Consider the following 20854-nt stretch of genomic DNA (forward strand, 5'->3'; position numbering starts at 1 on the left):
GACAGGCCGTTTTCCAGAAAAGAGTCTTGGCATGACCGATCATACCCCCCCGACTACCCCTTCCGACGCGCCGTCTGTCAGTGCCGAGAAACGCATCTCCGAAATTCTTGGAAGCGAACAGGCCGGGCCGGGATTGAATGTTCTGGCCTTTGCCTCTCTGGAAGGCGTTTCAGTGCGGGACGGGCACGCGCATGTGTCTCTTGCCACGTCGCGTGACAATGTCTCCCGCATGGAACCAATCCGCCATCATGTGGAAGCGGAAATCGCCCGCATTCCCGGACTGACAGGCGCGACAATCTCCCTGACGGCCCATCGCGCCACGACGCCGCCACCAGCCAATGCTCCGGCAGGTGGTGGGCACCGTCCTTTCAATCTGGGCGGACAAAGCCGCAACGCATCAAGCCGTCATGCCCCGGAAACGCTTCTGCCAGGTGTAAAAGCCGTTGTTGCCGTAGCCTCTGGCAAGGGGGGCGTCGGAAAATCCACCACAGCAGTCAATCTCGCAGCCGGCCTGGCAAAGCAGGGCATACGCACCGGCCTTCTGGACGCCGACATTTACGGCCCTTCCCTTCCCCGAATGCTGGGCAAGAATGCACGTCCGGAAGTTGTGGACGGGCGTATCCTCCCTATCGAGGCCTGGGGCCTGAAAAGCATGTCCATCGGGTATCTGGTGGATGAGCATCAGGCCATGATCTGGCGTGGACCAATGGTCATGGGGGCCCTGACACAGTTTCTGGGAGAAGTGGACTGGGGCGAGCTGGATGTCCTCGTGATCGACATGCCGCCGGGGACCGGAGACGCTCAACTGACGCTGGCCCAGAAGCTTGGGGCCAAGATGGCCAAGGGTGGAGCCGTTATTGTCTCCACACCGCAGGATATTGCCCTGCTGGATGCCCGACGCGGCGTCTCCATGTTCGAACGGATGGAAACACCCATTCTCGGTGTCGTTGAGAACATGTCCTATTTCTGCTGCCCGAACTGCAATCATCGGACGGAATTGTTCGGTCACGGTGGCGCGCAGGAAGAAGCAAAACGCCTTGGTGTTCCTTTCCTTGGGGAAATTCCCCTTCTGGCCGATATCCGGGCCAGCGGAGACGATGGCACCCCGATTATCCTCTCCGCCCCTGCCAGCGAAGCAGCACGCGCCTATACGGCCTTCGCCTCCACCATCGCCGCCGCACTTGCCGCATCCGAAGAAAAGGCTTCCTCATGACCCGTATTCTGCTTCTGGGAACAGCGCTGCTCCTCTCAGCCTGTGCCCGCCCCCCTGTAGTCCATCACGGGCTCTCATCTGACGGCTATGGATTCACGAACAACTCGTCCCATCTCCCCCCTCCACCAAGCCTCATGACACCATCAAAGTGAGAAAATTACAGAAATTGTCTTTCTGACGCTTGACCAAAGGGGCCTCGGCATGGAAAAAGCCGGGCTGTGGATGCCGGGTTAGCACAGTGGTAGTGCAGCGGTTTTGTAAACCGAAGGCCGGGGGTTCAAATCCCTCACCCGGCACCACAATTTTTCCCAGAAAATCAAGCCTTTGACACGATTCTCTTTAGAGAACTACGCGCAATTTGTTATCCACTTTTCCGGGGCAGAACCCTGTGGATAAGTTTGTTGATTAAGAGTCCTGGAATGTGAGTCCGGCAGGTTTCTACATTCGTTCTCAGGGGAATCCGTTCAGAAACAGCGATTCTGGAAAAACAGATCATCCACCGGCTGCAAGACGTACAAAAACCGGTCCTTCAGTCTTCTGCTGTCGGGTCCACTTTATAGCAGTGTTCCGTCAGACCATGCTTGCACAGAGCCATGTGCTTATGTGGCGGAACAGGCCAGAAAACGTGGATAAAAACCGAAGCAAGCATGAGCAATCCTGCCAGAATCGCCCATGGCCACATCCGCGGTGGCCGGGGGTCGAATCCGGGAACAGGGTCTTCCTGCACAGGGGCAGGATCATTCAGAATTTTATCAAGATCGCTCATGCAGGACGCAACCGTCCTTATGCTTCAGAATCGATGATGGCGTTCATCTCGATCCATTCGCGTTTCGTCAGACCCGACGTCTCCTGCGTGACAGCCTCGCCTGCCAGACGACGACGCAGCACCTTCAGCATCCCTGCCGAGAACGTGAATGCGCCACGACGGTATTCTTCAAAGGCGGCAGCCGTGGCTGGAACCCAGGCATGCAGCAGTTCGATCATTTTTTCTGCATAAACGCGGATTTCGTACTGCGCATGCGGATCGGCGCGCAGGGCCAGGAAGTGCATCAGGTTGTGCAGATCAATCTTCCAGTACCACTGCGTATAAGTGTTGAGCGTCAGGTTCATCCGCGCCAACTCGCGGGCCAGACCGGTCTCATCCGGATTCAGCAGGCTCTCGTAATCATCGTAGCACTGACTCGCATCGCGACGCAGAATCTCCAGAACGCGCTCCGCCGTCTCCGGATCCAGCGCCTCGCTCCGTCCCTGCCGATTGGATGCGCTCTGGGAGGCAACCTGGTCCAGCGCGGGCAGGTAGAACTCACGATCCAGAATGGAATAGCGCGCAGAATACTCGTTCACGCTCGCCATGCGATGGCGAATCCACTGCCGCGCCACAAACACCGGCAGCTTCACATGAAACTTGATCTCGCACATTTCAAACGGCGTGGAATGACGATGCCGCATCAGATAACGGATCAGGCCCGCATCCTCGGAAACCTTCTTCGTTCCGCGACCATAGGACACGCGGGCAGCCTGAACGACGGCCCCATCATCGCCCATGTAATCGACAACGCGCAGGAACCCATGGTCCAGCACTTCGATGGGCGTGAAAAGGAGTTTCTCCATCGCCGGAACGGTCGGGCGGGAGGTCAGCTGGGGCTCGTTGCGCTGAGCTTCGATCTCAGCGCGCTGTTCGGATGTCAGTGCCATAGGGCGCGGCTCTAGCATGACGAAACATCTCCCGCCACCGTTCGAGACGAGTCCGGACGCTGCCATCACACGCTTCGTCTTTTCCCCTTGCAGGACGGCAACAGCACTCCTATGTTCAGCGGTGCAAGGGGTTCGTCCCCGGCTATGGCGATAAACGGTAAGTGAAATAAGTGTTGTGGACCCGGGGGCAGTGCCCGGCGTCTCCACCAGAAAAAATCCCTCGCAAAAGGGATCTGTGGGGACGAAACAGGCTCGACGCGCATGGTAAAGACTTATCTTTTGCCCGGCATTGTACCACCGTCATCGGGCTAAACTTACAAGTGCCAACGATAACTCTGAGGTGCTCGCTGTCGCTGCATAAGCGATAAGCGCGGTTCGGGAGGGCACCGGGCAACAGAAGCCCTCCCACCTCAAATTTCCTTTTCTGTAAAACGTCTTGCCATTCAGGCCCGTCTGTCGCATCCCTGAGAGGATTGACTGAAACATCAGGCTTGCGACCATGAGCGACGACGATCACACCGGCCAGGACGGCTTCGAACACGAACTGCCGGAAAGCCTTCTCCCCTATGACGACTGGGTGGAAGACGCCTATCGTGAAGTCATGCTGCGTGCCATTGAGCATGTTGCCGCAGAAGGCCTACCCGGCGCCCACCATTTCTATCTGACATTCCGCACCAACCGCCCGGACGTCATTGTTCCGGCTCGCCTGCGGGCACAGTACCCGGAAGAAATGACCATCGTTCTCCAGCACCAGTTCTGGGATCTGGCGCTGGATCGCGATAAGAACATCATTTCCGTTGGCCTGTCCTTCGGAGGCGTTGGAAGCATTCTGGTCATTCCCGTCTCTGCCATCACGGCCTTTGCCGATCCTCATATCCGGATGGCTCTGCGCTTCGTCAGTTCCATGCAGGATGATGAGGACATCGAGATCCCGGAAGACGCCGTCGAGCCTGACGACATTGATCCGGCTCATCATCCGGAAGTCCGGATCGAAGAGCCTCCTGCCGATGAAGAAAAGAAAGAGGCTGAAGTCGTCAGTCTGGCAGCCTTCCGCAAGCGCCCGCCGACCTGAAAACCTTCCGCCCCGGAGGGTTTGCTCCGGGGCCTCTGACGCCGTTCTCGTAAGGGATCATCATGCGCTTTACCGTCGATCGCCTCGATCACATCGTTCTGACCGTCCGTGACAGGACCATCTCGGCGTCCTGGTATCAGCGGGTTCTCGGTATGGATGTCGAGGAGTACGGGCGGAACAACCGTGTTGCCCTGTGCTTCGGGGGGCAGAAGATTAATCTTCGTCCGGAAAATTCCGAGGGCTGGGAAACGGCAGAAGGCGCGCAGCCGGGCACGTCCGATCTTTGCTTCACCTCGGCGATCGCCAGCGAAGACGTTATCCGCCATCTGGAAAAATGCGGTGTTGTGGTGACGGAAGGCCCTGTGGCGCGTCTGGGAGCTCTCGGCCCCATCACGTCCGTTTATTGCCGGGACCCTGACGGCAATCTGGTGGAAATCGCGTCCTACCAGCGGTAACAGGCAGGGTCTCCCCTGCCCTAAAGGCTGTTACCAGTTCTTGGAAATCAGCCAGAACTCTTCAGACGTCAGCGTGATCTGATTACAGTCCTTCGTCTCGGCAGCGGCCGTAGCAAGGGCTTCAATGCGCTCAATCATGATCGTTTTGCGCTGATGCGCTTCGGACTGCTCCTTGACCGTGGACAGTGTCTGCAGGGCAGACTTGGCGGCCTTGGCAACGCGGGCTGCATCAATTGCGGCATAAGACATGGTCTGTCTCCATGAGGGTGATAAACTCGTCCGAGACTACCGCACCCTTCGGGTCAGACCAAATCGCAGAGCTCAGGCGAGAGACGCCTCATACGCATCCAGAACCGTCTGGGTCGGCCCATCCATGCGAATCTGCCCGCCTTCCATCCACAGAATCCGTGTGCACCATTTCCGCAGAACCGGAAGGGAATGCGACGTGACGACAAGGATCTCGGCGGCATCCACCATGCCTTCCATCCGGTTCTTCGCCTTGTCCTGAAAGCGCTGATCACCGGCCATAAACCATTCGTCCATCAGAAGAATGCTTGGACGGGGCACCGTCGCCAGAGCAAAACCCAGCCGGATTCCCATGCCAGACGAGTAAAGCCGCACGGGCAGATCGAAAAACGGTCCCAGTTCGGCAAAAGCCTCAACATCCGCTTCAAGCCCGGCGATATGCTCCTTGGCTACCCCCATCCGACATGCAAACAGATGAAGGTTTTCACGGCCTGTCAGTTCAGGGTTCATGCCGGACTGCGGATCAATCAGGGCATGACTGTCCCCTTCAATGTCCAGCACACCGTCTGTCGTTTCATAAATCCCGGCCAGAACACGAAGCAGCGTGGACTTCCCGGCCCCGTTATGACCGATCAAACCAACACGCTCACCGCCCTCAATCTGAAACGTCAGACCGGAAAGCGCCTGAACCAGAACAGCATCAGAAGCAGCAGCACCAAGGCGCATCCGACCGCCAACACTGGCAGGCTTCGTAACGGTCGCTTTTGCACGCGCCAATAGCGTCTTTTTCAGCGACCGCGAGGCGCCATGCAGAACGGGAAATGACAGGGACAAATTTTCAAGACGGATATGGGTCATACTCAGATCCAGAACACCAGACGCGCCCGGACACGCACAAAAACCCAAACCGCCAGAGCACAGAACACCGCACTCGTTCCAACGGCCACACCCCATACCCCTGCTGATGGAACGTGCCCCAGCAGGGGTGCACGAACGATTTCCAGCAAGGCATAGAACGGATTGTAAAGCAGGAACCTGGCCTTGCCCGCAAGTTGTTCCGGCTGCCAGATAACCGGCGTGACGTAGAACACGATCTGCATCAGGGCACCGACGATCGGCGGAATATCCCTGAAACGTGCACAAAGCGCACCAAGCAGCATTGAGGCCGCGAAACCGTCGATTCCCCACAGCAGCAGCGAGGGAATAGCGAGCAATGCCGAAGCACCCGGCCAGACATGGTAGAGGGCAAAAACGCCAATCGGCACGATGATGTTATGCCCGAATACGATGGCATTGCGGACCACAACCCGAACAGCCTGAAGCAGGAGAGGCAAACGGCTGGACCGGATCATACTGTCCGCATCCAGAAAGCTTGTACAGGATTCCTGTACAAGACTGGCAAGCCCGGTTTGCCAGAGCGTCAGAGACAGTGCCAGGAACGGCAGATAAACCTTGAGATCCTGATGAAACAGCCGCCCGTACAGAACACCCATGGACGCCACCATGAGGACGGACGTAATGGTCAGCCAGAAGGGACCGAGCGCTGACCCGCGATAGCGCAGTTTGATATCCAGCCAGCCCAGCATGACACCCAGCCGCCAGAGCTGCCGCGTTTCGCAAAAATCATTCCACGCGCGCGCAGCAGGGCTGCCACGGCGCTGATCGAACTTCATCAGGCCGGAAGCAGGCGTCGACAGACTGTCAACGTGAGGTTCGGTCGGGGCCGGAGACAATGCGCTCATATGGTCCGCCTAACCCATAGACCTTTATCCCGCAAGCTGGCAGCCCCTTGATGGCTCCCTGCAGTTTCCCCATGTAACGATGTGCCATGCTCTTAAGGAGAGAGGGTTCCCGGAAAACGTCCGGTTTTCGTCATTTTTCCTAGTTTTGCCGCAATCCCTGTGTATGCTTTGCTGGTTGCGACAGTTCTTCCCTTGTCAGGTACCCTGCCCCGATGCCCAGCTCCGCCGTGCCGCCCCAGACTACTCCACGTTTCAAGACCGTCCTCCGTTCCGGTCTGGCACTTGGTCTGATTGGCCTGCTCGCGGCGTGCGCTGACACAGCCGACATGAGTTCGACCTCGCGCCTGCCCGTAACGCAGGAAGCTGCAAAATACCGGGCCCATGCCAAGTCATATTACGCCCCTCCAGGTCCACCGGATGATCCGTGGGGTCCCTATATTGAAGAGGCATCCGCACGTTTTGACGTGCCCGGACAGTGGATTCGAGCCGTCATGCAGCAGGAATCCGGTGGCCATCTTTTTGATCACAACGGCAACTTCATAACCTCGACGCCCGGCGCCATGGGTCTTCTCCAGTTGATGCCACCAACTTATGACGACATGCGTCAGCAATACGGCCTCGGGGACGACCCTTTCGATCCGCACGACAATATCCTCGCCGGGACAGCCTATCTCCGGCAGATGTACGATATTTATGGCTCTCCCGGATTTCTGGCTGCCTATAACGATGGCCCGGGAAGTCTGGACAGCTACCTCCGCCGGGGACGTCCGTTGCCGCGTGAAACGCGCCGGTATGTTGCCTCCATTGGACCACGGATTGCGGGCATAACGCCTCATAACCGTTCGGCAGCAGATCTTCTGGTCGCCCAGCATGATCCGAATGCCCAGATCCAGATTGCAGAAAACAGTGCTCCGGCCTCTCCGACCAGTCAGGCTGTCAGTGCCGCTTGGTCGCACAAAGATACTGCTGATACGAGCGCGTCTTCTGCCGCTCCAGTAGAAGTTGCCGAAGTTCCAGAGACGCCTGTTGCCGTGGCGTCCGCAGCGACACCTGCCGCAGGACCGAGCAGCGTCAGCGCCGCATGGGCAGCACGCGGCATCACCTCCCCCACACCAACGGTTCAGGCAGCAGCCTATCGACCAGCCGTTGCAAACAGCATGGATACCGAACTGGCTGACAGTCAGGTGACCGCGCAGGAAATCCCCATCGGGCATCGCCTGAAGCCACAGCCGATCATGGCCATCATGCCTGCCGCCAACCAGCAGCAATATCGCCTGTCGCCAGGTCCCGCGCCCATTGCCCGTCGTGCGGCACCCGTTCAGCAGGATACATCGGGGCCGCGCACATGGGCGATCCAGGTCGGCGCATTCGCCAATGCCAGTCAGGCCAATACAGCCGCCTCTCAGGCACACAGCCGCGCCGGTGCCGCCGTTGCTTCTGCACGAACACAGGTTGCCAGCGTCAAAACAGGCAAGGGCCATCTGTATCGCGCACGTTTGACCGGTCTGACGCATGAAAGTGCTCTTGCAGCCTGCCAGCATCTGCCGCACGGTTCACCCTGTGTCGTGGTCCCCCCCGGCACATTCTGACACTCATTCAGGAAACAGAACTGACCCTATGCGCCTTCTGCTGCCAATCTCCGCTTTCTGCGCCCTCGCTTCGATTGGCACTCTTGCCTCCCCGGCCCATGCCGCACTGGAAACCGGAGCCCACGCTCCTGATTTCACGGCTCAGGCCAGCATGGGCGGACATCAGTTCAGCTATCATCTTGCCGATGCCTTGAAGACAGGCCCGGTTGTCCTGTATTTCTATCCTGCAGCCTTCACCAAGGGATGCACGATCGAGGCCCATGATTTCGCGGAGGCCATTCCGCAGTTCAAAGAACTGGGCGCAACCGTTATTGGCATCTCCATGGATCCGATCGACAAGCTGACAAAATTCTCTGTCAGCGAATGTCGCAGCGCCTTCCCTGTTGCAGCAGACCCAAACGGTACCGTAACGAACTCTTATAAGGCCAAGATGCCTGCAAAACATCTGGCCAGCCGCACGTCCTATGTGATTGCTCCGGACGGGCATATCGTTCTGTCCTATGCCTCCATGTCACCGGATGAACATGTCGAGCGGGCACTGGCTGCCGTGAAAGCCCTTAAAACCGGCCACTAACGCCGTCACACCATCCTCCGGATTTTCCTGCCATGTCCCGTTCTTCCCACCCCGCTCCTGAAAAGGAGCTGGCTGGTTCTGCCGACCTGTTTGGTCAACATCATGTTGGGCATGCACGCCCCCTTCGCCTGTCAGAAGACGTGCGCAGCACAGCCCTCTATGCAGGTCCCGGCGACTGCTACCGTTACACACTTGAGCGCGTGTGGGACGACAGCAAACCGATGATGATGTGGCTGATGATGAACCCATCTGTCGCCACGGAAATCGGGGACGACCGAACAGTCGCCAAATGCCAGCGCTACGCTCGTGCATGGGGGTATGGCGGCATTTTTGTTGGCAACAGCTTTGCCTATCGCTGTACGGATCAGAAACGTCTTCTGGAAGTTGACGATCCGGTCGGACCAGACAATGACACCCATCTTCTGGCCATGGCGAAAAAAGCAGATCTGGTCGTTCTAGCCTATGGGGCCCCACAGGCCAAAGCCCTCAGGCCCCGTGGAACCGAAGTGGCCCGAATGCTGGGCCATCATGGCATCAAAGTCACTGCGCTACGGCTTAGCAAGAGCGGCAGGCCGGAGCATCCGCTCTACCTGCCTTCTGTTCTAACCCCACAGCCACTCGACCCAGAAACCCTGTCCTGACACGAAGCCTGGTCAGTACGGAGCTCTCTCTCCCTCACGTTCCTTGATCTGCCAGACCAGAACCAAATGGTTGTCATGATTGGGGTAGACAACCTGAGGCTGGATTTCAGCACCCAGCTTCTTCTCATGATAAACCTTCTGGATCGCCGCTTCGTCAGCAGCCAGCGTCTCGTCTGAGATAGTCGCACCTTCCTGCAGATGCGTTGCCGCCGCCAAAGCCGGTGTTGGAACGCTGCTGTTTCCGTCAAAGGCGACCTTGTCGAGAATGAGTTTCCGCGCCTCGCCCTTCCGTGGAACTTCCTCTCGAAGAACAAGCTTTACGTCCACCTTGTCAGCGAAAATGTGCATCTGTTCGCCAAGATCCGTCCCTATGCCCCGGGACTGATACAGATCTGCCACACGCTTTTGCGCCGCAGAAAGCTGAGCACGGGTCACACTCTGACCAGACTGGTAACCGAACGTCTTCAGAATATCCTCTGATGGAACACTCTTATTGCCCTGCACAGAAACCGTTCCAAGCTGCAAAGGAGCGTCCATTGCGGGAACAGGAGGCGGAGCCGGTGGTGTAGCCGTATCGGCCGCAGCCGATCCCACCAATAATATCGCTCCCAGGCCAAGCCCTGAAGCTGCCCGTTTCAGCATGGAACGAAAAAACATCATGCTGCCTCCTGTGTCTTGAAAAAAATAAGAGACCCTCCTTTACGCTATAGAAACCCCGAGGTTGCCAATTATTCAGACCCGACAAGTCTTCATCCACACAACGTCACAATCCAACAGATCCCATCATCCCAACCCGGCTTAATCCCTTCGACGCATTGACACTGGGGGGACCGTTCTGCGACACACCATGTCTCCCTCCCTAAATTGGAATTCATTTTCTTCGTCCCATCACGGGAACAACAACGAAGAAAACATGTTTTCCACCCCACCATCATCAGACAGAAGAGAGACCTGCTGCCTCATGGTCGTGCTGCCTATTTCCGCTCGCGTTCCTCGTTCCGGATTTTTTCGTTCGGCCCTGCTGGGCGTCCTATCCGCCACGACACTGGCCTTCCTGCCCGGACACGCCTTCGGACAGGCGGCCTCTCCTTCCGGATCTACACCCACAGCAGGCCCTTCTGCGGAACCGTCTGCCGGCAACAGCAAATCCGAACTCACACCTCACCCCATGGACACAGGCCGCCGCGTTCCTCTCTTGCAGAAAAACATGCGTGGCGTTCGCAGCGCAGGAGCCTCCGACGACATCGCAGACCCTGGGTCCTTCTTTGCAGCACCCATGGGATCACAGCATTTCTTTGGAGACTGGGGTGGCATCCAGCCTTGGCTGGTGGACCACGGCATTCACCTTCTCGCTTCCATCAACGAAGAATTCGCCGGAAACATCACCGGCGGAAAGCAGCGCGCTTATTCAGATACAGGTCAGGTCGGCGTTGAACTGGACGTCGACTGGGACAAGCTGGCCGGTATTCCGAATTTCTGGACCCACACCCTGATCGTCAACGGTCACGGTCAGAACGTGTCGCGCATGTTCGGAGATTCCATCGCGCCTGTTCAGGAGATTTATGGCGCCCGCGGGAACGTGGTTGCCCATCTGGTCTCGATGTATGGCGAGACGTCCTTTTACCATAACCGCATCGACATCAGCGCTGGCTGGATTCCTGTAGGCTCCTTCTTTGCAGCGTCTCCCCTGTTCTGCGACTTCATGAACGTGGCGGTATGCGGCAACCCGGCACCGAACAAATATACAGAAGGTAACCGTGACTGGCCGTCCGGTAATCTGGCAGCCATCGTTCGCGTCATGCCAACCGTCGATACCTACATCATGGGCGGTCTGTTTGCGGTCAGCCCTCATGCCTATAACGGCGGCATCTCCGGTTGGTCATGGGCCCAGTCCGGGTTGGGCAAGTTCTCCACACCGATTGAGATTGGATGGGTGCCACATTTCGGGAAAAACCGCCTCGTTGGCCACTACGAACTTGGTTATTCCTACGACAACTCACGCTATCCCAATCTTTACGAAGACATTCACGGCAACTCCTGGCAGCAGACCGGCCTGCCTCGCCGCTACGAAGCGGGCCGAAACAGTGCATGGCTCATCATGGACCAGATGCTCATGCGCAATGGCCCAGGCGATACCAATGGTCTGATCCTCATGGCAGGCGCCATGTATAGTGACGGCCAGACGGTTTCCATGCGCGATCACACATGGGTTGGAATGCTGGATACAGGCAAAGCGTGGGGGCGGCCTCTCGATACCGTCGGCGCAATGTGGCAGCATTTCGACATGAGTACGACTGCCGCCCTCCAGCAGGAATCTTCCAAAAACCTCAATCTTCCCTATCAGGATACACAATGGGGCGCGGTTTATGGTCCGCAGAGTCATGAGAACGTGTACGAACTGTTCTACAGCGCCCATGTCGCCCGTGCGATGGCGATTCAGCCTGACTTTCAGTACATCCAGCGCCCAAGTGCCACGACGACATTCCATGATGCGGCGGTCCTGGGGGTCCAGTTCACAGTCGTGCTCTGACGCAGCCCACCTTGCCTCTGACGACATAGCGAAGCCTCTTTCGGGCTTCGCTTGTGTCATGACCCAAAAGCCACGCTGAGCCCGAAATCATATTACGTTACATCAATCTATTTGAGATTAATTCTCATTCCCGTATGTAGCGCTCACCTTCTCCTCCAATCGAGGCTTCCATCGTGCGCGTACATCCGATCTTCCACACCAGACCTGCCCGATCCCGTAGCCGCCTGGCCTGCATCCTCCTAGCCGGCACCACCTTCCCTATCCTTGCGACAGCCGCGACCAGCTCTTCCGTTGCATCGCAGCAGGCTACCCAGGACACAGCCCCCGTTTCAAAAACGTCGACTCCGAATGATGAAGAAATCGTCGTCAAGGCGAAGCGCCGGAACCAGATGGAAGTCACAAGCGGGGGGCAGCTTGGTGTTCTGGGGAACAAGAAAGGCCTGGAGGTGCCTTTCAACATCCGAAGCTATTCTTCCAGCATGATCCTGAACCAGCAGTCCCAGACGCTTGGACAGGTTCTGGAAAATGACCCCTCCGTCCGCACCACGTATGGATACGGCAATTTCTCGGAAATGTTCGTCATTCGTGGTTTCGCCGTGAACGGAGACGACGTCGCCATCAACGGCCTGTACGGCATCACTCCCCGCCAGCTCGTCTCCCCACAGCTTTATGACAGTGTGCAGGTTCTGAACGGAGCCAGCGCATTTCTGAATGGAGCTGCACCGGGCGGGTCAGCCATCGGCGGCAACATCAACCTCATGTTCAAACACGCCACGGATGCACCGATTACACGCCTGAGCGCAGGGTATACCAGCAGCGCCATGGGAGACGGCAGCATCGACGTCGGGCGGCGCTTCGGAACGGAAAAACAGTTCGGTGTCCGCCTGAATGTCGCAGGACAATCGGGCGAGGATTCCATCAATAACGAATATCGCCATTCGACGGCTCTGGGTGCAGATTTTGACTGGCACAGCCGGGACAACAGCACCCGTATCTCAATGGATATGAATTATCAGAACCAGGGCGTCGATGGCGGCAGACCCGCAATCTTCCTAGGTAGCGCAGTCACGTCCGTGCCGCGTGCCGTCTCGCCATCTCATAATTACGGGCAAAAATGGGCTTATAACGATCTGAACTACATTTTCGGGATGCTCAATATCGAGCACGACCTCTCGAAAAATGTCACGCTATACGGCGCATTTGGTGCCCTTCACGGCGATGAAAAAGGCAACTACTCCACCCCGACCATCACCAATCCCACGACAGGCGACGGAACAGCCGGAGCCATGTATGTGCCGTATTCTCAGACAAACGAAAGCACGCGCGCAGGCGTTCGCGCTCATTTCCGCACAGGCTTCATCAAACATGAAGTCAACGCCGGTGGATCGGCCCTTTGGGAAGATACCGGTGCAGCTTATGCGATGTCCCTGACCCCTCTCACCACCAATCTTTACAACACGACGCAGAAAGCTGCTCCGGCTGAGACATTTGTTGGCGGCGTACTGGATAACCCACAGACAACAAGCTGGACACGGCTTTACAGCCTGTTCTTTTCAGACACGATGACGTTTCTGAACGGTCGCGTCGCGCTGACCGGTGGGTTCCGCTACCAGAACATGCTGATCAACGGATACGCCTACAGCAAAACCGGGCGCGGTGCGCGGTCCAATCATTACGACCAGGATGCCATCACACCGGTTGTGGGGCTGGTCATCCATCCAACACGCCAGACATCCGTGTACTTCAACCGGATCGAAGGTCTGGCCAAAGGACCGGTAGCCTCAGGAAATGTCATCAATCTTGGGGAAGTCTTCCCGCCCTACAAATCCACCCAGTACGAAATCGGTGCGAAATATGACATCGGGCGGTTCAGTGCAGGTCTGGCCTTCTATCAAATCGCACAGCCTAATGCGTATTCTGAAGCGCTGGGAACAACCGGCAACTATATCTACCGTGTGAACGGCCTCCAGCGAAACCGCGGTATGGAACTGACCGTCAACGGCCAGATCCTGCCCGGACTACGCTTCAATGGTGGCGGCACTCTCATTCAGGCCGCTCTACGCCGCACAGCCGGCGGAGCTTATAATGGCAACACGGCGATCGGCGTGCCCAACTACACGATCAACGGCAATCTGGAATATGACCTGCCTTTCCTGAAGGGTGCAACGGTGGTCGGACGCGTCGTCAACACGGGCAAGCAATGGGTCAACCAGGCCAACACCCTTCATATCCCGGTCTGGACACGCTTTGATCTGGGCGCACGCTATACGTTCACAACCTATCACAAGCCCGTCACGCTGCGCTTCGGCATCGATAACATCGCTAACACCCGTTACTGGTCTTCAGCGTTCAACGGCTATCTGCTTCAGGGCCTCCCTCGGACGTTCAAGTTCTCTTTCACAACCGATCTCTGATTTCCCATCAGACATCAGGCACAAAAAAAACGCGCCCCCATGATGAGGGGCGCGTTTTTCATATCTGCTCCGAGCCGGAACTTAGAACGTAATACCTGTCTCGAAATCCATCAGCAGCGCATTCTTGTACCGGTTGGTACCACCCGGATGCATGATGTACTGTGCACCAGGCCGGATCACGAGCCACGGCGTCGGGCGCCAGCCGTAATTCAGTTCGATGGCATGTTCTTCAGAAGGCTTGTACAGCCCTGTTGCCCCTGCCGCCTGCATCTGGCGCGCCCAGATAGTCAGCTTCGGGTTCACCCACAGCATTTTCATGCCAAGGCTGATCGTATCGTTCGGACGGTCCTTGAAGGTGCCTTTGCGCGTGATGCCCCATGTGATGAAGTAAGGCGCAATTGCCGTACGCGGATCACCCCAGGTGAAAGAGCCGAAAAACGATGTTCCGCGGTTCGGATCCGCCTTGTCACGCTCCAGCATCCGGTCAAACTGGAACCAGCCACCAAAGCGACCACGCACCTGCTGGACTGGCGCCGAAATCAGATATTCCGTCGGAACGCCGAATGTTCCAAGCTGGCCATAGACATTCTTGACCTGTGAAGAATCCCAGTAGCCGCCAATCTTGATATTGGTCTGAAGCGGGCCGCTGTAATCATCCTTGCCGCCCTGATGCCAGCCAAGCTGGAACGGAACGTACGTGCCCGTTGCGCCATGAAGGTTCATCTTCCAGCCGTTATGCGTATTGGCAATCGTCGGATCGACCGAATACGCACCAAACTGGATCAGATAATGATTGTTCCCGGCGGGGTAGAACTTCACCCACGCCCCCGGATGCGCCGTCGGGTAATATCCATAACCCGAGTTCATCGCGACAGACTGCGGCATACCGCAGATGGCGTTGGACTCGAACTGGCAGTACTGGCTCATGCCCCAGTACATGGAAGACTGTTCGAAATCGTTCTCGGTATTGATTTCACCCACTTCCGTAGAGACATACCGGTTCCACGGCATTTCCCACGACAGACGGGTCAGGCGGACAGTTTCACCCGATCCGAAGATCTGCTGAGGGCTATCCAGCGCCGGGAGCTTGGCGCCAATACCCAGACCCTGTCGGGCCGTACTCAGGAAGTGGAAGAGACCAAGGTTCCAGCCCGTCAGCCGCTTCAGATCAAGGTCAATATTCAGGCCAAACTCATCCGCATACCGAACGGTCTTGGCCTTGCCTCCCATAGGATTGCCAGCACTATCCTGAAGGAAGTGACCGCCGATATTGATACCTTTTTCCGTTAGCCAGGTCCGATAACCGCCCCAGTCCCCGGTCATGGTGCTCTGGGTCAACCAATCGTGGAAACTGGCAGGGAAGAAACGGCTTTCCGTTGTATCCGAAGGCTGCGCGGCAGCCAGATGTGAGCGCGTCGGCGCAGGCTTGACCAGCAGAGGGCTAGGCTGGATGGATTTCGTGCGTAGAACCGGGTGCCCCGCACTGTTATGGGCACGAGGCTGCTCTGCCGATCCTTGAGAAGATGCAGAAGCCGTTTCGGCGTGTGCAATCTGGAATGTGGACAGAGCCGTACTCAAAAGACAGGCTGTCCCCAGAGCCTTCGTCAAACCGCTTCTAAACCTCTGCATTTCTTTTCGCGTGTCCCTCTCGCGTGGCCTGTAGCTGGAAAATCGTGAACGACTGTCCAATACAGGCCGATACCGGTCCGGAATAGAGAGAGGAAGACGCTTGTTTTCCTAATCGGTATCCTCAAGAGATTTAAGACAAATAATGTCCAATCATTTTCCTAGGTTTTCTCCCGAATTACAAAAGTTTCACGTTCAAGAAATCGTGGAAAGTTTCTTGTTCACAGTTATGTGTTGTCGATCCCAACGCCGCGTCAAAGGCTCGATACAGGCCAGAATCACGACGATCGCAACGGCAATTTCACAAAGCGTCCGGAACAAACCCGCATAAAGAACATTGCCAGCAGATGTCGCCACATCGGCCGGCATGGCAGCCTCATTCGCAATAACGCTGCCCACATACATGGCAATGCCCCAAAGCAGGTAAAGGCCGCCCATCATGAAACCACCAAGCCTTGCCGGAGCGTAACGGGCGATAATGGCCAGCCCCAGACCATTGGTCAGCAATTCCGCAAAGGACAGCAACCCGTAGCCCACCACCATGATCCATGGAGAAACAAGGCCCGTCGTTGCCGCCGTCGCAAACCACCAGACACCAAAGGCCAGTGCCACCATCGCATATCCGATCAACATTTTGCGGGCGATGGACAGATCCCGTCCCTGAGCACCGAAGCGATTGTACACGGTGGCCAGTATCGGGCTGAGCGCCATGATCCAGAGTGAGTTGAGAGCCTGGAACTGTCCGGCGGACATGTGCAGGATCGTGACGCCAGCAATTTTGAAATCACCGGACACATCCCGCAAGGCATAGAGCGTGAGAGACGTAATCATCTGCTGATAATAAATCAGATAGATCGTCCCCTGCAGGGAGAGCAGATAGGTCAGTTTCAGGCCGGGACGTTCTTCTGCCGGCGCGCGGCCGTACAACACCGCCCAGATAACGGCCAGGCCAATCCCTGCAACAATGACGCAAATTCTTGCAAGACCATCGCTGCTCAAGATCCACGCGTTAAAAAGCGTCAGGAGTAGCAATCCCAGCCCCACCAGCCCAAACCGACTGAGCGGGATGCCTTTCTGCTCGATCGGACTGGCCGTATAATCCAGCCAGTTGGACCGCCACAGATAATAGAGCAGCCCGACAACAAGCCCTCCGGAGCATGTGGCAAACGCAACTGGCGCCCCATAATGGACCTGTAACCACGGCGTCAGCAGCATCGAAACGGTCGAGCCGACATTCACGGACATGTAATAGAGCGTAAATGCGGCATCCAGCGCCGCATCATCCCCTTCATAAATCCGCCTGACCAGATTACCCGCATTGGGCTTGAACAGACCATTCCCCGTAGAAATCAGAGCCATAGCCAGCAACAGAAGAGTCGTGGAATTCAGGGACGCTGCAAGACAGGCATAACCAAGAGCCAGGGAAATAGTCCCCATGACGACGGTCCGCCGTGTTCCCAGAACACGGTCTCCCAAAACGCCACCCAGTGCGGGTGTGATATACGTCAGAGCGGAAAAAGCGCCCATCATCAGATTGGCCGCCGTGTCTGCCATCCGGAGCTGTTGCACCATGAACAGCGTCAGAACGGCCTGCATCCCGTAATAGCCGAACCGTTCCCACAACTCGATTGCCAGTACGACAGTAAAGGCCCGGCGGCGTTGCGCCCCGGTATCCTGAAGAGCGGGAGAAGAAGAAAAGGACGCCATGAAATACCCGTCAAAAGCAAAGACGGGCCTTACTTTAGGGCAAATGCCACTCCCCGGCGAGGATGAGAGCATGCGCTCCCATGATGCTTAGAGCCACGACAAAGATAATCGCGAAAATACCGCCAATGATCTGCCGCCATGGCCAGTCTGGCAGACGCGCTTTCGCGCGCCGGACCATGCCCATTTTCAGACCTCCTGAGCAGCAAAAAAGGCTTCAAGCTCAGGCGAGACAGTCCCGATATGCACTTGAAGGGTCACGAACAGATCACCTGCCGGATGCTTTTTGTCTGCACCAACGCCACGCCCCGCCAGCCGGAGAACCTTCCCGCTGTCAGAATGCTTGGGCACCTTGACCGCAACATCCCCCTTCGGCGTCGACACCGTCACCTTACCGCCCAGAACCGCTGTTCGCAGGTCCACATTCTGGGTGATGCGCAGATTACGCCCGTCGCGGGTGTAACGCTTGTCAGGTGTGACACTGATGGTCAAAAGCGCATCGCCCGGAACACCCGGCTGTCCATCCATCCCCGGACGACCGGGAGCCCCCTTGCCACGAACACGCAAGGTCTGGCCGTCTTCCACTCCGGGAGGCACTCGCACTTCCGTATGCCCTCCTTCTCCCAAAGCAAGATCAAGAGATGTGCCCAGAATAGCCTGTTCAAAACTGATGGTTACGGAAAACCGCCGATCCGATCCTTTTGAGGCCCGCCGTCCGGCAGCGCCACCGGGACGAAAATCCCCACTGAAGCCACCGCCCCCGAACATATCGGAGAAGAACGACCCCAGGTCTTCCTGACTGAAATTGCCCTGGAACCCATGCGCGCCGCCGCCCGGCCCACCACCGAACCCTGCGCCACCAAATGGCCCGCGTTCCTGCCCCTCGGCATCAATCTCGCCACGGTCAAAGCGCTCGCGCTTTTCCTTGTCTCCGATGATGTTATAGGCCTGCCCGACAGCCTTGAACTTTTCCTCGGCATCCTTGCTGTCAGGATTGTGGTCAGGGTGATACTGCTTGGCCAGCTTCCGGTACGCGCTGCGGATTTCCTTGTCCGTCGCTGTCTTGGCAACACCGAGAACCGAATAAGGGTCTTTCATCTCACCTCCGCATCATCTGCCGGACCATCATCCAGCAGGTCAATCAGGACTGCGATCACAACGTCACGCGCAAAACCCGCCTTAACGCCGTCTGCAATCAGGCTTTCCAACCTGGGGCTGAGGTAGTCCTCAGCCGGATGTCCATCCTGTGCCATATATACTGTTCCTCCGTTATCCCAGATGTGTGACGCCCGTCGCTCCGGGTCAATGACTGAGGACAAACTCTGCAATATGCGGGACAAGTTTTGGGTCCAAAGGCACCGTTGAGTCTGTATAAGCCTTCATGAAATCCGCTTTGCCGGCGCCTTGCACATCCTTCAGCATATGATTGGCCTCTGGCAGATACAGTGCGTCTGCTTTTGGCGTAGCGGCTTTGAGGAGATCAAAGTCGACTGTCGGACTGATCTGCGTGTCACGACCACCCTGAACCAGCATCGTGGGGCCTTGATAGACAGCCACCAATTTTGCCGGGTCATAACGCATTTCATCCATCAGATAATGCTGAACGTTAGACCGAAAAAGGGTGCGCAGGCCCGGATGCAGCGTCTGGGGATCAACAGTTTTCCCTGCTTCAAGATCATTCAACGCCCCATCAATCTGAGGCAGAAGGCTTTGTGTGCCAGGAGCTGCATGGAGCTGACTCCGAAGGATTTCTCCTATTGATCGCCCTGGGGCAGACAGCAGGATCAATCCGCATAGAGGCTTCACCGAAGATGCTGAAGCGAGGGCAACAAGCGCACCTTCACTATGACCTGCGACCCACACACAGGAAATGCCAGTTTGATGCTGGATCGTGTTTATCCAGCTTTGCACATCCGTGACGTACTCATGGATTGTGACGTTATTGGCATCGGGAATAGCCCGCGCGCTTCCGAACATCCCCCGCTTGTCGATACGAACAGAAGAAATCTCATGCTCTGCCAGCCCTTCTGCAAGCAGACGAAGGGTCGCGGGCTTTATAGAGGTCAGGCTGTCTCCATTGCGATCAGTTGCGCCAGAACCGGGAATGAGAAGAACAACCGGCCTTTTCGCTCCCGCATTCAGGAAGGTTCCTGCCAGTACACCCTGCGGCCCCGGCGCCTCAACAGAACTTTCCGTCGCAGCCAGTGCAGTCGAAAGTGGGAGGGAAAACAATCCCAGAAGAAACAGGTAGCGACGGAAACGATACATCTCAGTCCCCTTGCGTGACACACCCCGAAATCTGCCACGGACAACCACGCACCGCCACGTTTTTCACTCAGCGCGTAAAGGCACGCGCCAGAGCGTTCTGCTTCCCGATTTCAACTGGCAGACGTGTATCTGTGAGCTGACGTCCCTGCCAGCCAGCGCCCATGGCTGTATAAAGTGCAATAGCATCGCGCAGGCGCGCCGTGCGCCCGACAACGGCCTGATCCTGCGCGGTCAGAGCCGTCTGCTCGGTGGTCAGGACATTCAGATATCCTGTCAGACCAGCACCAAACAGCTTCTGAGCCCTGTCACGGGCCAGACCGGAATCCTGGGCAGCATCTTCAAGCTGACTGACCAGTTCATCGTCATGCCGCCAGTCGCCCAGTGAGTCTTCAACTTCCTCGAATGCCTTGAGCACTGTCTTGCGATAGACCAACCGGCTGGCTTCTGCTTCTGCACGGGCCTGAGCAATCTCGGCGGTATAGCGGCCACCATGAATGACAGGCAAAGACGCCATCATCATGAAGCTCCAGGCCATACCACCCATCTGGAAAGCCTGATAAGCCGCAGAGGCATTTGGGTTGAACGTCAGCGGGATCATGAACTTCGGATAGAGGTTCGCGACCGCTACACCCACCTGCGCGGTATCAGCAGCATAATGCGCCTCAGCCGCACGAATATCCGGGCGATTGGCCAGAACAATCGACGGCAGGGACGCAGGGAACGTCGGCACTGTTGGCAGCGGTTTGCGAACATCCAGCTCCTCTTCCAGCTTGCCGGGCATTTCACCCAGAAGCACGGAAATCGCATGGATCAGTCGCTCTTCCTGAGAATGAAGAGGGGCAAGCCGTGAGCGTTCGAGATGCTCTTCGGTCTGCGCCTGTGCCACAGCCAGTGTATTGCCGAGACCGTGCGTATAAAGTTTTTCCGTTAATTCACGCGAGCGCTGCGCCACATCAATGCTGCGTTCCGTAACAGCCAACCGCTCCTGCACGCCGCGAAGCGATACATAATCCGATGCCAGTTCAGACAGCAGCGAAACCAGAATGGCGCGACGGTTTTCAATGGACTCTTCAACCAGCCGCTTG

Annotated in this window: 22 protein-coding genes, 1 tRNA gene and 1 other RNA gene; 11 read left to right on the forward strand and 13 right to left on the reverse strand. The window is 57.0% G+C overall.

What is annotated here, in order from left to right:
* The first annotated feature begins 31 nt into the window (after nt 1–31).
* From HKD32_RS14380 to HKD32_RS14390, 3 genes are all read left to right on the forward strand, one after another.
* Nucleotides 32–1213: an Mrp/NBP35 family ATP-binding protein gene (locus HKD32_RS14380; RefSeq protein WP_194258359.1), complete on the forward strand. Its 1182-nt coding sequence runs from the start codon at nt 32–34 to the stop codon at nt 1211–1213.
* A complete protein-coding gene (locus tag HKD32_RS14385) occupies nt 1210–1365 on the forward strand; it encodes a hypothetical protein (RefSeq protein ID WP_007283876.1) in 156 nt (51 codons plus the stop codon). Before HKD32_RS14380 ends, HKD32_RS14385 begins: the two co-directional genes overlap by 4 nt.
* 72 nt (nt 1366–1437) lie before the next feature.
* A tRNA-Thr gene (locus tag HKD32_RS14390) sits at nt 1438–1512 on the forward strand.
* 230 nt (nt 1513–1742) lie between these two features.
* On the opposite strand, the gene HKD32_RS14395 is transcribed toward HKD32_RS14390, so the two are convergent.
* Both HKD32_RS14395 and thyX read right to left on the reverse strand, forming a co-directional pair.
* Nucleotides 1743–1979: a hypothetical protein gene (locus HKD32_RS14395; protein ID WP_061929559.1), complete on the reverse strand. Its 237-nt coding sequence runs from the start codon at nt 1977–1979 to the stop codon at nt 1743–1745.
* Nucleotides 1980–1996: 17 nt separating this feature from the next.
* Complete coding sequence (gene thyX / locus HKD32_RS14400) at nt 1997–2908, reverse strand: FAD-dependent thymidylate synthase (protein ID WP_023943548.1); 912 nt, start codon at nt 2906–2908, stop codon at nt 1997–1999.
* Nucleotides 2909–2991: 83 nt separating this feature from the next.
* On the opposite strand from thyX, the gene ssrA reads away from it, so the two are divergent.
* The 3 genes from ssrA (at nt 2992) to HKD32_RS14415 (ending at nt 4435) form a co-directional block, all read left to right on the forward strand.
* Nucleotides 2992–3316, forward strand: a transfer-messenger RNA (tmRNA) gene (ssrA, locus tag HKD32_RS14405).
* A 91-nt stretch (nt 3317–3407) separates the two neighbouring features.
* The gene (locus HKD32_RS14410) at nt 3408–3980 is read left to right on the forward strand and encodes an SspB family protein (RefSeq protein WP_194258360.1); all 573 of its coding nucleotides are present in this window, start codon (nt 3408–3410) and stop codon (nt 3978–3980) included.
* 62 nt (nt 3981–4042) lie between these two features.
* Nucleotides 4043–4435: a VOC family protein gene (locus tag HKD32_RS14415; RefSeq protein ID WP_194258361.1), complete on the forward strand. Its 393-nt coding sequence runs from the start codon at nt 4043–4045 to the stop codon at nt 4433–4435.
* Nucleotides 4436–4465: 30 nt separating this feature from the next.
* Here HKD32_RS14415 and HKD32_RS14420 read toward each other — a convergent pair whose 3' ends face one another.
* The 3 genes from HKD32_RS14420 to HKD32_RS14430 all read right to left on the reverse strand — a co-directional run bounded on the left by HKD32_RS14420 (nt 4466) and on the right by HKD32_RS14430 (nt 6423).
* Complete coding sequence (locus HKD32_RS14420; protein WP_007283870.1) at nt 4466–4684, reverse strand: hypothetical protein; 219 nt, start codon at nt 4682–4684, stop codon at nt 4466–4468.
* Nucleotides 4685–4756: 72 nt separating this feature from the next.
* Nucleotides 4757–5539 (reverse strand): ABC transporter ATP-binding protein, encoded by a 783-nt coding sequence (locus HKD32_RS14425; RefSeq protein WP_061929556.1) that lies wholly within the window; start codon nt 5537–5539, stop codon nt 4757–4759.
* 2 nt (nt 5540–5541) lie between these two features.
* Entirely contained in the window at nt 5542–6423 is an 882-nt protein-coding gene (locus tag HKD32_RS14430) for an ABC transporter permease (RefSeq protein WP_010504605.1), read from the reverse strand.
* Nucleotides 6424–6635: 212 nt separating this feature from the next.
* On the opposite strand from HKD32_RS14430, the gene HKD32_RS14435 reads away from it, so the two are divergent.
* From HKD32_RS14435 to HKD32_RS14445, 3 genes are read left to right on the forward strand one after another with little or no spacing between them, the layout of a single operon-like run.
* The gene (locus HKD32_RS14435; protein WP_051400783.1) at nt 6636–8012 is read left to right on the forward strand and encodes a transglycosylase SLT domain-containing protein; all 1377 of its coding nucleotides are present in this window, start codon (nt 6636–6638) and stop codon (nt 8010–8012) included.
* 28 nt (nt 8013–8040) lie between these two features.
* Nucleotides 8041–8586, forward strand: coding sequence for a peroxiredoxin (locus tag HKD32_RS14440; protein ID WP_194258362.1), 546 nt, complete (start codon nt 8041–8043; stop codon nt 8584–8586).
* A 32-nt stretch (nt 8587–8618) separates the two neighbouring features.
* Entirely contained in the window at nt 8619–9227 is a 609-nt protein-coding gene (locus tag HKD32_RS14445) for a DUF1643 domain-containing protein (protein WP_062020945.1), read from the forward strand.
* 12 nt (nt 9228–9239) lie between these two features.
* On the opposite strand, the gene HKD32_RS14450 is transcribed toward HKD32_RS14445, so the two are convergent.
* Nucleotides 9240–9887, reverse strand: coding sequence for a POTRA domain-containing protein (locus tag HKD32_RS14450; RefSeq protein ID WP_194258363.1), 648 nt, complete (start codon nt 9885–9887; stop codon nt 9240–9242).
* Between the two features lie 301 nt (nt 9888–10188).
* Here HKD32_RS14450 and HKD32_RS14455 point away from each other — a divergent pair, with 301 nt between their 5' ends.
* Both HKD32_RS14455 and HKD32_RS14460 read left to right on the forward strand, forming a co-directional pair.
* Nucleotides 10189–11757 (forward strand): carbohydrate porin, encoded by a 1569-nt coding sequence (locus HKD32_RS14455; RefSeq protein ID WP_194258364.1) that lies wholly within the window; start codon nt 10189–10191, stop codon nt 11755–11757.
* Nucleotides 11758–11930: 173 nt separating this feature from the next.
* Nucleotides 11931–14171 carry a TonB-dependent siderophore receptor gene (locus tag HKD32_RS14460; protein WP_194258365.1) on the forward strand — a complete coding sequence of 747 codons (2241 nt, stop codon included), beginning with the start codon at nt 11931–11933 and terminating at the stop codon, nt 14169–14171.
* Nucleotides 14172–14252: 81 nt separating this feature from the next.
* Here the strand turns inward: HKD32_RS14460 and HKD32_RS14465 are convergent, their stop codons facing one another.
* From HKD32_RS14465 to HKD32_RS14495, 7 genes are all read right to left on the reverse strand, one after another.
* Nucleotides 14253–15800 (reverse strand): carbohydrate porin, encoded by a 1548-nt coding sequence (locus HKD32_RS14465; protein ID WP_061929534.1) that lies wholly within the window; start codon nt 15798–15800, stop codon nt 14253–14255.
* A gap of 192 nt (nt 15801–15992) precedes the next feature.
* A complete protein-coding gene (locus HKD32_RS14470; protein WP_061929531.1) occupies nt 15993–17504 on the reverse strand; it encodes a peptide MFS transporter in 1512 nt (503 codons plus the stop codon).
* Nucleotides 17505–17538: 34 nt separating this feature from the next.
* The gene (locus HKD32_RS14475) at nt 17539–17682 is read right to left on the reverse strand and encodes a hypothetical protein (RefSeq protein WP_162200592.1); all 144 of its coding nucleotides are present in this window, start codon (nt 17680–17682) and stop codon (nt 17539–17541) included.
* An 8-nt stretch (nt 17683–17690) separates the two neighbouring features.
* Nucleotides 17691–18599 carry a DnaJ C-terminal domain-containing protein gene (locus HKD32_RS14480; protein WP_061929528.1) on the reverse strand — a complete coding sequence of 303 codons (909 nt, stop codon included), beginning with the start codon at nt 18597–18599 and terminating at the stop codon, nt 17691–17693.
* Complete coding sequence (locus HKD32_RS14485) at nt 18596–18754, reverse strand: hypothetical protein (protein WP_023943580.1); 159 nt, start codon at nt 18752–18754, stop codon at nt 18596–18598. The genes HKD32_RS14480 and HKD32_RS14485 overlap by 4 nt, the downstream gene beginning before the upstream one ends.
* A gap of 49 nt (nt 18755–18803) precedes the next feature.
* A complete protein-coding gene (locus tag HKD32_RS14490; RefSeq protein WP_061929524.1) occupies nt 18804–19769 on the reverse strand; it encodes an alpha/beta hydrolase in 966 nt (321 codons plus the stop codon).
* A 67-nt stretch (nt 19770–19836) separates the two neighbouring features.
* The coding region (locus HKD32_RS14495) for a TolC family protein (protein WP_194258366.1) at nt 19837–20854 on the reverse strand (1018 nt) is incomplete at its 5' end.

Origin of the sequence: Gluconobacter japonicus (genome assembly GCF_015244665.1) — a bacterium.
GTDB classification, from domain to species: domain Bacteria; phylum Pseudomonadota; class Alphaproteobacteria; order Acetobacterales; family Acetobacteraceae; genus Gluconobacter; species Gluconobacter japonicus.